Below are 11,535 nucleotides of genomic sequence, written 5' to 3'. Positions count from 1 at the left end.
CCGCGCGGCCCTTACCGAAGGCGGCGCGGGGGTAGCAAGCCCGGAAGGGTCCCGGGTTAGCGTGCGACCTTCAGCTCACGGCGCCGGCGCTGACCCGCTCGCCGGCCCTTTGGGGCTCCACCCAGCCGATGGTGCCGTCGCCGCGGCGATAGACCATGTTATAGGCGCCGGTGCCCGAGTTGCGGAACAACAGCGCCGCCGTGTTGCGCAGGTCGAGCATCATCACCGCGTCGCCGACGCTGGCGTCGGGCACGTCGACGCGGGTTTCCGCGACGATCAGCGGTGCATCGCCCGCCTCTTCCTCCGAGGTCGATTCCGCGAACAGGGTATAACCGGCATTGTCGTAGCCGTTCGCTTCGGCCAGCTCGACCGCAGCGCTGGCGTTGTGATCGCGCAGGCGGCGGACATAGCGGCGCAGCTGCTTCTCGATCTTCTCGGCCGCGCCGTCGAAGGCGAGATGCGCCTCATACGCCTCGTGCCGGCCCTTCAGCACCAGCCCCTTCATGACATGGGCGACGATGTCGCACTTGAAACCGACATCGTGCGGGCCTTTGCCGAAGGTGACTTCGGCAGAGATGGCCCGACTGAAATATTTGTCGGCGATACCCTGGAGCCGGTCCGTGACATGGGCCTTGAGCGCATCGCCCGTTTCGACCTGGTGACCTGATACCCGGATATCCATTTCATTCTCCTTGGACGGGACGGTCCTGTTGGCTCCGTCCGTGCGGCGTCATCCGGACGCCACGGCCCCCCAGATCGGATCGGCGATCCCCTTCATGAACGCGGCATGCGCCGCAAGTTCTCCCTCGGGCACCGTGAAAAGGCGTGGGCTTCGGACGGGACGCGGCGCCGCTGCGACGACCGGCCCCGCGGACACGACCGCCACCTCGTCAGCCAGGCCCAGCCCGATCTGCCGGCCGCCCATCAGCTCGACATAGACCTGCGACAGCAGCTGCGCATCGAGCAACGCGCCGTGGACGACGCGGTGCGACCGGTCGATGCCGAAGCGGGTGCAGAGCGCGTCGAGCGTATGCTTGGCGCCGGGATGCTTCGACCGCGCGATCTGGAGCGTGTCGATCATCCGCGTGCGGTGGCAGATCGCGGGAAAGCCGAGCTTGCCTAGCTCGCCATTGAGGAAGCCGAAATCGAACCCGGCATTGTGCGCGATCAGCGGCGCGTCGCCGAGGAAGTCGAGCAATGCGTCCACCCCGGCGGCAAAGACCGGGAATTTCGACAGGAACTGCGCCGACAGGCCGTGCACCCGCTCCGCATCCGCCGGCATGTCGCGCTCGGGATGGTAATAGGCGTGGAAGGTGCGGCCCGTCTCGACCCGGTTGACCAGCTCGACGCAGCCGATCTCGACCAGCCGGTCACCCTCGTTGAACTTGAAGCCGGTGGTCTCGGTATCAAAGACGATCTCACGCATCGCAGGGGTCCAAACTCACTCAGAACAGGGTCGTGACGGAGCGGTTTCTGGTGCACAGGCAGGAGCAAGGAGGGAGCGATGCACAAGCATCGTGACCGACGCGCGGCCGGGCCCCCGCAAAGTAGTACTTTGCGGGGAGCCCCGACGCCGCTGTGCACCAGAAACCGCCCGCCGCTGCGCGGTCGCCCGTGGAAGACCGCCGAGCGGCGTCGCTTGCTTGCGCGTAGCGAATGCTACGCGTCTGCGCTGCGCTTCTTGTCGGCGGTCTTCCACGGGCGATCACGATCCCTGTTCTGAGTGAGTTTGGACCCCATGTTATCGACCTTCGTCCGCGCCCATGCAAGCGATCACCGCGCGCACCGCGGCGCGACTCTCGTCGAGCGGGACGTCGGTTGGGATGATGTGATCGGCGCGCGCGCACTTATCGGTGTCGGGCAACTGGCGGGCGAGGATCGCGTCGAATTTGGCCGGCGTCATGCCCAGGCGGGCGAGCACGCGGGCGCGCTGGACTTCGGGCGCGGCGGAGACGACGGCGACCGCATCGACCTTCGAGTCGCCGCCCGTCTCGAACAGCAGGGGTATGTCGAGCACGACCAGCGGCGCAGCCCGGTGCCGGTCGAGAAAGGCGGCGCGCTCGGCGGCGACCGCCGGGTGGACGATCGCCTCCAGCCGCTTCATGGCGGAATCGTCGTTCAGGACCGCCGCCGACAGCGCGGCGCGATCGACCCCGGCAGGGCCGGTGGTGCCTGGAAACGCCGCCTCGATCGCCGCCACGACCGCACCGGCCGGACCCTGCAACCGGTGGACCACGGCGTCGGCGTCGAACACCGGCACACCCTCGTCCGCGAACATCGCGGCGACCGTCGACTTGCCCATGCCGATCGATCCGGTCAGGCCCAAGAGGATCATAGCGGCACGATCATGCGGTCAGCAGCGCGCGCAGTTCGTCGTCGCGGTCACGCGGCGGCTCGACGCCGAACAGGATGGCAAACGCGACCGCCGCCTGTCCGACCAGCATCTCCAGCCCGTCGACCGTATCGAGGTCGCGCGCCCGCGCCGCCGCCAGCAGTGGCGTCTCCAGCGGGGCATAAACGATGTCATAGACGACGGCATCGTCGGGGACGGCCGACAGGTCGAGATCGAGCGGCGGCTGGCCGGTCATCCCCAGGCTGCTGGCGTTGACCAGCAGCGCGGCGGGGGGTGCGGCGGTGCCGAGCGGCAGCGCCTGCCCCTTCAGCCCGAACGAGGCGAGCAGCGCCGCCGCCTTCAGCACGTTGCGGTTGAGGATGGTGACCGGCCCGGCACCGACGCGGGCGAGCGCCCAGAGGATCGCCCGGGCCGCGCCCCCTGCCCCGACCACCGTCACCGGCCGGCCGGCCAGATCGAGCCCGGCGATCGGCGTCCAGAAGCCGGCGGCATCGGTGTTGGTGCCCGCCAGCGTGCCATCGGGCTGGCGGAACACGGTGTTGATCGCACCGATCGAGGCACGCACGTCGCCCGGATCGGCGACATGATCAAGGGCGGCGACCTTGTGCGGCACGGTGATGTTGCAGCCCCGCCATGCCGGGTCGGCGACGCGGGCGGCGAAATAGCCGGAAAGCTCCTCGGCCAGGACGCGGTGGCGGCGATATTCCACGTCGAGGTTCAGCGCCTCGGCCCAGAAGCCGTGGATGATCGGGGATTTCGACTGGGCGATCGGATCGCCGATCACCTCGGCATAGGGGCGGGTCATTACGGCGAGCCTCTCCTTCAATTTCGTCATTCCCGCCCTCCAACTTCGTCATCCCCGCGCAGGCGGGGATCCAGATGCGCTGACGCTGGAGACGAATCGCTGACGTCAGCGTCTATGGATCCCCGCCTGCGCGGGGATGACGGATTCTACCGGGAGAGCGGCCGTCATCACCCCATCATCACCCCCCGCTCGCGCAGGTAGCCGAGCACGGGGAGCAGCGGCAGGCCGAGGATGGTGAAGTGGCTGCCCTCCAGCCGTGAGAAGAGTTGCACCCCCCTGCCCTCGATCCGGAAACAGCCGACGCAGCCGCCGATCGCCGGCCATTCGGCGTCGAGATAGGCGTCGATGAACGCCGGTGACAGCGGACGGACGTGGAGGCGGGCGCGCTCGACATGGCGCCAGACGGCGCGGCCATTCTCGGCGATGACGGCGGCGCTCCACAGTTCATGGCTGCCGCCGCTCATGCGGGCGAGATGGTCGGCCGCCTCGGCGCGGCTCTCCGGCTTGTCCAGGCGGGTGCCGTCGGCGAGCGCGACCAGCGAGTCCGATCCCAGCACCAGTGCGCCGGTCACCTGGCTGGCGATCTTCAGCGCCTTCATCTCGGCGAGCGCATCGGCGAGGTCGCGTGACGTCAGATGGGCGAGTGCCGCCTTGGCGGCATCCTCGTCCACGCGCGCGGCGACGGCGGTGAAGGGCACGCCGGCGGCCTCCAGCATGGCGCGGCGCGAGGCGCTCTGCGAGGCGAGAACCAGATCGGTCATGCGGGCAGTTCGGCGCGACGCTGGTTGGCCAGCGACACGATCGCCGCCGCGGTTTCCTCGATCGAGCGGCGGGTGACATCGATCACCGGCCAGCCGTGATCGGCGAACATCCGCCGGGCAAAGGCGATCTCGCGCGCGACCGCCTCTTCCTCGACATAGGGAGTATCGGGCTGCTGGTTGAGCGAGAGCAGGCGATTGCGGCGGACCTGGATCAGCCGGTCGGCGCTGGTCGTCAGCCCGACGATCAGCGGGCGCTGGAGCCGGAACAGGACCGGGGGCGGGGGGCTCTCGACCACGATCGGGATGTTCGCCGTCTTGTAGCCGCGATTGGCGAGATAGATCGAGGTCGGCGTCTTGGACGAGCGCGAGACGCCGGCGAGGACGATGTCGGCCTCTTCCCATTCTTCCCAGGCGATGCCGTCGTCATGGGCGATGGTCCACTGGATCGCGTCGACGCGGGCGAAATAGGCGGCGTCGAGCGCGTGCTGGCGGCCGGGGCGCGCCTTGGCCTGCTGACCCAGCATCGCCGACAGCGCGTCGCTGACCGGATCGAGCGGCGCGACGGCGGGCAGGCCAAGGGCGCCGCAGCGCGTCTCGAGGATGCGCCGCGTCGCCGGGTTGACCAGCGTGTAGACCACCAGCCCGGGGTTCTGCGCGATCTCTGCCAAGATGCGCTCCAGATGCGCCTCGGTCCGGACCATCGGCCAGAAATGGCGCACTGTCTCCACGTCGTCGAACTGGGCGAGTGCCGCCTTGGCGATGTTCTCCAGCGTCTCGCCGGTCGAGTCCGACAGGAGGTGGAGGTGGAGCCGCGTGAGGGTCATGAAAGGGAGGCCATGAAAGGCGGGGTCTCGTGGATCTGTGGATAAGCCGGGGATGAAACCTAGCGTAACCGGCCCGGTCCGCCAACCGGCGCCGGACCCGTGGAAAACCCGGCATCCATCCACAGCGCCGTCCACAGCCGAACAGATTATCCACAGCCTGTGGGTAATGGGGACGGCCATGTCGAATCACGCGGTTTTCTGCGGGGTTCGCGGGGTCAAGCTGTTGGCATTTCCGGCACGGGCGAATAAGCCCCGGGACCCACGCGCCAACACCTTCATCATCCCTTTTTAGAATCTTCTTTTATAGGAAGAAGGACGCTGACCGAACTCGTGAACAAGCCGCTGCTCGCCACGCTGAAGGGCGTCGCCCAGCCCGTGCCGCCGTTATGGCTGATGCGTCAGGCGGGGCGCTACCTGCCCGAATATCGCGCGCTCAGGGCAGAGAAGGGCGGCTTCCTGGCGCTCGCCACCGATCCGGACGCCGCGGCCGAGGTGACGCTGCAGCCGATCCGGCGCTTCGGGTTCGATGGGGCGATCCTGTTCTCCGACATCCTGATGGTGCCCTGGGCGCTGGGGCAGGATCTGAGCTTCGGGGCAGGGGAGGGACCGCGACTGGAGCCGCCGCTGGTCGATCACGCGCTGGCGGCGCTGGAGCGGGTCCCTGAGCGGCTGGAGCCGGTCTATGCGACCGTGCGGCGGGTGGCGGGGTTGTTGCCCTCCACGACCACTTTCCTGGGCTTTGCGGGCAGTCCCTGGACGGTTGCGACCTATATGGTCGCCGGGCGGGGATCGAAGGACCAGGGCGAGACGCGGCGCTTCGCGTACAACGATCCGGTGGCGTTCCAGGCGATCGTCGACGCGATCGTGGCGATGACCATCGACTATCTGGTCGCGCAGGCCGATGCGGGGGTGGAGGCGGTGCAGCTGTTCGACAGCTGGGCCGGGTCGCTGTCGCCGGCGCAGTTCGAGCGCTGGGTGATCGCGCCCAACGCAGCGATCGTCGCGGCGCTGAAGGCGCGGCGTCCCGGGCTGGTCGTGATCGGCTTTCCCAAGGGGGCAGGGGGCAAGCTGCCCGCCTATGCCCGCGAGACCGGGGTCGACGCGCTGGGGCTGGACGAGACGGTCGATCCGGTCTGGGCGCACGCGAACCTGCCGCCGGACATGCCGGTCCAGGGCAATCTCGATCCGCTGGCACTGATCGCGGGGGGCGAGGAACTCGATGCGGGCATCGACCGTATCCTCGCCGCGCTGGGTGAGCGGCCGCATGTGTTCAACCTGGGCCACGGCATCGACCAGCATACGCCGATCGCGCATGTCGAGCGGCTGATCGCGCGAGTAAGGGGGTAGCATGATCGAACTTCTTGGCGCGGCCTATCTGTGGCTGGTCGCGGCGCATGTGATCTTCGTGATCTTCTGGATGGCGGGGCTGTTCATGCTGCCGCGCTACCTCGTCTACCATCAGGAGGGGCTGGCCGCGGGCCGCAGCGAAGAGGCCGCACTGTGGGTCGAGCGCGAGACCAAGATCCGGCACATCATCCTGACCCCGGCGATGATCGTCGTCTGGGTGCTGGGCCTGACGCTGGCGACCGTCGGCCAGCATTGGGGGGCAGGGTGGCTCCATGCCAAGCTGCTGCTGGTGCTGATCCTGTCGGGCTATCATGGCTGGGCGGTCGGCTATGCGAAGAAGCTGGCGGCGGGGCGGCCGACGCTGAGCGGGCGGACGCTCCGGATGCTGAACGAGGTACCGGCGCTGGCGGTGACGCTGATCGTGGTGCTGGTGTTCGTGAAGCCTTTGAATTGAAATCCTCCCCTGCAAGGGGAGGTGGCAGCGCACAGCGCTGACGGAGGGGTGTTGCGCTATCGAGAGGGGGTTACCCCTCCACCACCGCTTCGCGGCGGTCCCCCTCCCCTTGCAGGGGAGGATTTTAGAGGGTGCTTGACGCCGCCTCCAGTCCCCCTTACCTCCTGCCTTCGCGTAGAGCGGCGTCCTGCCGATCCGCGTTTCCTCCAGCACTGGCCGTTCGCGCATCTCAGTCGCCGGCCCATGCTTCTCCCCGACGACCCTGCATCCGGATATGTCCATGCATCTCAAAGACCTGAAGAAGAAGACCCCGGCCGACCTGGTGCAGCTGGCCGAAGAGCTGGGCGTCGAGGGCGCCTCCACGCTGCGCAAGCAAGACCTGCTGTTCGCCATCCTGAAGGAGCAGGCGGAGCAGGGCGACCAGATCATGGGGCTGGGCACGATCGAGGTGTTGCAGGACGGCTTCGGCTTCCTGCGCAGCCCCGAGGCGAATTATCTCGCCGGCCCGGACGACATCTATGTCTCGCCCAATCAGGTCCGCAAGCACGGCCTGCGCACCGGCGACACGGTCGAGGGCGAGATCCGCGGCCCCAAGGACGGTGAGCGCTATTTCGCGCTGACCAAGCTGACCGCGGTCAATTTCGACGACCCCGACATGGTCCGCCACCGGGTCAATTTCGACAACCTGACCCCGCTCTATCCCGAGCAGAAGCTGACGCTGGACCCGCACGATCCGACCCAGAAGGACAAGTCGGCGCGGGTGATCGATATCGTCAGCCCGCAGGGCAAGGGCCAGCGCACGCTGATCGTCGCGCCGCCGCGGGTCGGCAAGACGGTGATGCTCCAGAACATCGCCAAGGCGATCACCGACAACCATCCCGAAGTGTTCCTGATCGTGCTGCTGATCGACGAGCGGCCCGAAGAGGTCACCGACATGCAGCGCAGTGTGAAGGGCGAGGTCGTCTCCTCGACCTTCGACGAGCCGGCGCAGCGTCACGTCCAGGTCGCCGAGATGGTGATCGAGAAGGCGAAGCGGCTGGTCGAGCACAAGCGTGACGTCGTCATCCTGCTCGACTCGATCACGCGTCTGGGCCGTGCCTACAACACGGTCGTGCCCTCGTCGGGCAAGGTGCTGACCGGCGGTGTGGATGCCAACGCGCTCCAGCGGCCCAAGCGCTTCTTCGGCGCGGCGCGCAACATCGAGGAGGGCGGCTCGCTATCGATCATCGCCACCGCGCTGATCGACACCGGCAGCCGCATGGACGAGGTGATCTTCGAGGAGTTCAAGGGCACCGGCAACTCCGAGATCGTGCTGGACCGCAAGGTCGCCGACAAGCGCATCTTCCCGGCGCTGGACGTCGGCAAGTCGGGCACCCGCAAGGAGGAGCTGCTGGTCCAGAAGGACAAGCTGTCCAAGATGTGGGTCCTGCGCCGCATCCTGATGCAGATGGGCACGATCGACTCGATGGAGTTCCTGCTCGACAAGATGAAGAACTCCAAGACCAACGAGGACTTCTTCGACAGCATGAATCAGTAGGCGCGGGCGCGCCTACTGATTCATGCCGGCCGGCGGTGCGCGAGCACCGACCGACGACGCGGGCTTTGCCCGCGGCGGGCCGAGAAAGGCTTCCGTCATGCCGGGCTGGTCCCGGCATCCACGGCGCGGCAGGCGCATCAAGCGGCATTTACGCGGCCCGGTGGATGCCGGGACAAGCCCGGCATGACGTCGGGGAGGGGGGCGGCGCGTCCCCCCCATGACACCCCTGTCATCCGACCCCATATCGGCTAAGGAAACCGGATCGGCGGCGGACCGTTGCCGCCATGACAGCCGGGAGCCACGACCTTGATCCTCACCACCCTGCTCGCCGCTGCCGGTGTCGCCACGGCGGGGCCCGGATCACCGGCGGAAATCTGGCAGCACATCGTTAACGACTTCTCGAACCTGGGCGACCCTGCGGCACTGGCGGCGTTCGGGTCGGTGCTGATGATCGACCTGGTGCTGGCGGGCGACAATGCGATCGTCGTCGGGGCGCTGGCGGCGGGGTTGCCCGCCGAGCAGCGCCGGAAGGTCATCCTGATCGGTATTGGCGCAGCGCTGGTGCTGAGGATCGCGTTCGCGCTGATTGTGACGTGGCTGATGGGCGTGGTGGGACTGATCTTCGCGGGCGGGCTGCTGCTGCTGTGGGTCAGCTGGAAGTTCTGGCGCGAGATCCGTGCCGGTGCGCACAATCCCGGCAGCGAGGAGATCGAGGGCGACGAGGCCGCTGGCCTGAAGCCTGCGCGCAGCTTCGCCGCGGCGGCCTGGGCCGTGGCAGTGGCGGACGTGTCGATGAGCCTGGATAACGTGCTGGCAGTCGCGGGAGCGGCACGCGAGCACCCCGGCATCCTGGTCGTCGGGCTGCTGCTGTCGGTGGCGCTGATGGGGCTGGCGGCGAATTTCATCGCGCGGATCATCGATCGGTATCGCTGGATCGCCTATGTCGGGCTGGCGGTGATCGTGTTTGTCGCGGGCAAGATGATCTACGAAGGGTGGGTCGGCACCGGCGAGACGCTGGGGATCGTCACGCTGTTCGGCTGACGTACCCGCCGGGGGAGACAGACGGCCCGCCGTTCCGTGAAGGAGCGGCGGGCCGTTCTGCGTTCAGCCAAGATGGTCGGCGAAGAAGGCGGCGGTACGCTCGTCCGCCAGCCGCGCCGACGCATCGGAGCGGCGCGCGCCGAATTCGGTGGCGAAGCCGTGGTCCTCACCCGGATAGTCGTGGAGCGTTACCTTGGGGTGATTGTCCAGCCCGGCATGCATCCGCGCCTGTGCGTCCTTGTCGACGAAATGATCCTCCTGCGGGATGTGGAGCAGCACGGGGTTGGCGATGGCGTGCTTCTCGCCGAGCAGCCCGTCGATGCCGACGCCGTAATAGCCGACCGCCGCGTCCACGTCGGTCCGCGCTGCCGTCATGAAGGCGAGGCGGCCGCCCAGGCAGTACCCCACCACGCCGACCCGTGCAGCCAGGCCGCTGCCGCCCTGACCGTCGTTCAGCTGGGAGCGGGCGGTACGGATCGTCGCTTCGATGTCGCAGATCGCGGCGTCCTGATCGAGCTGCCCCATCAGGCCGAGCGCCTGCTGCATCTGGTCCGGCACGTCGGGATCCAGCTCGATACGGGGGGCAAAGCGCCAGAACAGGTCGGGTGCAATGGCGAGATAGCCGGCCTCGGCCAGCGTGTCGCACTTGCGGCGGATGCCGGCGTTGACGCCGAATATCTCCTGGATGACGACGATGGCGGCGCGGGGCGTACCCTGCGGTTCAGCGACATAGGCGTCGAACGTGCCGCTCTGGTCGAGCGTCTCGATCTGGATGGTCTTGCTCATGAGGTCCTCTCGCGCGGGGTGGCAGGCTTGGCTATGCAGGGCGGCACAGGGCCGCTCAAGGGACGAGATGCGATGAAGGTGACGATCGAGATCGACTGCACGCCGCAGGAGGCCCGCACGGCGATGGGATTGCCGGACCTGACGGCGGTGCATGAACGGTATCTGCAACTCACGACAGAGGCGATGGAAGGCAATGTCCGGCCCGAGATGCTGGAGGCGATGATGCGCAGCTGGTCGCCGATGGGGGAGGCGGGCCTGTCGTTCTGGCGACAGCTGATGAACAGTACGACGAAGCCGTCGGGCAGCTAGACGCATGGGCGACACGATCTTCGCGGTGTCCAGCGGCAGGCCGCCGGCGGCGATCGCGGTGATCCGGATCAGCGGACCGGCTGCGATCGCTACGGCGAGGGATTTGGCGGGATCGCTGCCTGACCCGCGAGAGGCGCGGATGCGGGCGCTGCGCGATCCAGACGGACGGCTGCTGGACCGGGCGCTGGTCATCGTCTTTCTGGCGCCGGCGACTGCCACGGGCGAGGATCTGGTCGAGCTGCACTGCCACGGTGGACGCGCGGTGGTAGCCGCGGTCGAGCAGGTCCTGACGGCAGTGGACGGATGTCGTCCCGCATTGCCGGGAGAGTTCACGCGCCGCGCGCTGGCGCATGGGCGCATGGACCTGGCCGAGGCGGAGGGGCTTGCCGACCTGCTCGAAGCGGAAACCGAGGCGCAGCGTGTGGTGGCGCTGAGTGCGGCGGAGGGGCGGGTCAGTCAGCAGGTGGGCCTATGGCTCGCCACCATCGCGGCGCTGTCGGCGCGGATCGAGGCGATACTCGATCATGATGACGAGGACGACGTCGTTGGCGGGGACGCCGAGATCGCGGCTATCGGTGCCGAAGCGGAGCGACTGGCGGCGGATATCGCGGCGGTGGCGGCCGCTCCGCCGGTCGAGCGGTTGCGCGATGGCGTGAGGATCGTGATCGCCGGCCCGCCCAATGCGGGCAAGTCGACGCTGCTCAATCTGTTGGCGGAACGCGACGTGGCGATCGTCACGCCAATCGCAGGGACGACGCGGGATCGGCTCGAAGCGGCGGTGGTGCGCGATGGGCTGCCGTATCTGTTGATTGACACGGCAGGGCTGACGGAGACCGCAGACATGGTCGAGGCAATCGGCGTGGAGCGGGCGCAGGCGGCGATCGCTGCGGCCGATATCCTGCTGTGGCTGTCCGACGAAGCGCCGCCACGATCGGACGCACTATGGGTTCATGCTCGAGCGGATCTGCCGGATCGTGGCGTTGTCCCTGCCGGTCGGCACATCGCAGTGCGGAGGGACGATGCGGCGAGTGTCGCGCTCTTATGGACGGGTATCGCGGAGAGGGCGGCGACGATGGTTCCGCGGGCGGATGCGTTGCCGCTGCGTGAGCGACATCGAGAGCTGTGCACCCGAGCGGCGACGTCGTTGGCGCGGGCACCCGAAGATCCGCTGCTCTTGGGGGAGGTACTGCGACAGGCGCGGGTGATTCTGGCGCAGATCACCGGGGTGGATGCGACAGAGATGATGCTTGACGCGCTCTTCTCGCGCTTCTGTATCGGGAAGTGATGTTCCACGTGGAACTATTTTGACGGGTCGATC

The 11,535-nt window shown here is 67.9% G+C and carries 13 protein-coding genes; 6 read left to right on the top strand and 7 right to left on the bottom strand.

Going from position 1 to position 11,535, the window contains the following annotated elements:
- Window positions 1–70: 70 nt before the first annotated feature.
- The 6 genes from hpf to Q5H91_RS11395 all read right to left on the bottom strand — a co-directional run bounded on the left by hpf (window position 71) and on the right by Q5H91_RS11395 (window position 4,743).
- Complete coding sequence (gene hpf / locus Q5H91_RS11420) at window positions 71–682, bottom strand: ribosome hibernation-promoting factor, HPF/YfiA family (RefSeq protein ID WP_305173532.1); 612 nt, start codon at window positions 680–682, stop codon at window positions 71–73.
- Window positions 683–730: 48 nt separating this feature from the next.
- Entirely contained in the window at window positions 731–1,426 is a 696-nt protein-coding gene (gene dnaQ, locus Q5H91_RS11415) for a DNA polymerase III subunit epsilon (RefSeq protein WP_305173531.1), read from the bottom strand.
- 315 nt (window positions 1,427–1,741) lie between these two features.
- Window positions 1,742–2,335, bottom strand: coding sequence for a dephospho-CoA kinase (coaE, locus tag Q5H91_RS11410; RefSeq protein ID WP_305173530.1), 594 nt, complete (start codon window positions 2,333–2,335; stop codon window positions 1,742–1,744).
- 10 nt (window positions 2,336–2,345) lie between these two features.
- Window positions 2,346–3,158 carry a shikimate dehydrogenase family protein gene (locus Q5H91_RS11405; RefSeq protein WP_305173578.1) on the bottom strand — a complete coding sequence of 271 codons (813 nt, stop codon included), beginning with the start codon at window positions 3,156–3,158 and terminating at the stop codon, window positions 2,346–2,348.
- 167 nt (window positions 3,159–3,325) lie between these two features.
- The gene (locus Q5H91_RS11400; protein ID WP_305173529.1) at window positions 3,326–3,919 is read right to left on the bottom strand and encodes a Maf family protein; all 594 of its coding nucleotides are present in this window, start codon (window positions 3,917–3,919) and stop codon (window positions 3,326–3,328) included.
- On the bottom strand, window positions 3,916–4,743 hold the full coding sequence (locus Q5H91_RS11395; protein WP_305173528.1) for a pyruvate, water dikinase regulatory protein: 828 nt from the start codon (window positions 4,741–4,743) through the stop codon (window positions 3,916–3,918). Before Q5H91_RS11395 ends, Q5H91_RS11400 begins: the two co-directional genes overlap by 4 nt.
- 330 nt (window positions 4,744–5,073) lie before the next feature.
- Between Q5H91_RS11395 and hemE the strand changes: the two genes are divergently transcribed.
- From hemE to Q5H91_RS11375, 4 genes are all read left to right on the top strand, one after another.
- Window positions 5,074–6,090: a uroporphyrinogen decarboxylase gene (hemE, locus tag Q5H91_RS11390; RefSeq protein ID WP_305173527.1), complete on the top strand. Its 1,017-nt coding sequence runs from the start codon at window positions 5,074–5,076 to the stop codon at window positions 6,088–6,090.
- A gap of 1 nt (window position 6,091) precedes the next feature.
- Complete coding sequence (locus Q5H91_RS11385) at window positions 6,092–6,544, top strand: CopD family protein (protein WP_305173526.1); 453 nt, start codon at window positions 6,092–6,094, stop codon at window positions 6,542–6,544.
- A 280-nt stretch (window positions 6,545–6,824) separates the two neighbouring features.
- Entirely contained in the window at window positions 6,825–8,081 is a 1,257-nt protein-coding gene (gene rho / locus Q5H91_RS11380) for a transcription termination factor Rho (RefSeq protein WP_305173525.1), read from the top strand.
- A gap of 306 nt (window positions 8,082–8,387) precedes the next feature.
- On the top strand, window positions 8,388–9,122 hold the full coding sequence (locus tag Q5H91_RS11375) for a TerC family protein (protein ID WP_370655256.1): 735 nt from the start codon (window positions 8,388–8,390) through the stop codon (window positions 9,120–9,122).
- A 63-nt stretch (window positions 9,123–9,185) separates the two neighbouring features.
- Here the strand turns inward: Q5H91_RS11375 and Q5H91_RS11370 are convergent, their stop codons facing one another.
- Complete coding sequence (locus tag Q5H91_RS11370) at window positions 9,186–9,908, bottom strand: dienelactone hydrolase family protein (RefSeq protein WP_305173524.1); 723 nt, start codon at window positions 9,906–9,908, stop codon at window positions 9,186–9,188.
- A gap of 72 nt (window positions 9,909–9,980) precedes the next feature.
- On the opposite strand from Q5H91_RS11370, the gene Q5H91_RS11365 reads away from it, so the two are divergent.
- Together Q5H91_RS11365 and mnmE are read left to right on the top strand one after the other, a co-directional pair.
- On the top strand, window positions 9,981–10,217 hold the full coding sequence (locus Q5H91_RS11365; RefSeq protein ID WP_305173523.1) for a DUF6489 family protein: 237 nt from the start codon (window positions 9,981–9,983) through the stop codon (window positions 10,215–10,217).
- Window positions 10,218–10,221: 4 nt separating this feature from the next.
- Window positions 10,222–11,502: a tRNA uridine-5-carboxymethylaminomethyl(34) synthesis GTPase MnmE gene (gene mnmE, locus Q5H91_RS11360; protein ID WP_305173522.1), complete on the top strand. Its 1,281-nt coding sequence runs from the start codon at window positions 10,222–10,224 to the stop codon at window positions 11,500–11,502.
- Window positions 11,503–11,535: the final 33 nt, after the last annotated feature.

This window comes from Sphingomonas aurea (genome assembly GCF_030678875.1).
Lineage (GTDB): Bacteria > Pseudomonadota > Alphaproteobacteria > Sphingomonadales > Sphingomonadaceae > Sphingomonas > Sphingomonas aurea.
Note: the sequence above shows the minus strand (reverse complement) of the source record. Positions and strands in the feature narration are given on the sequence as shown.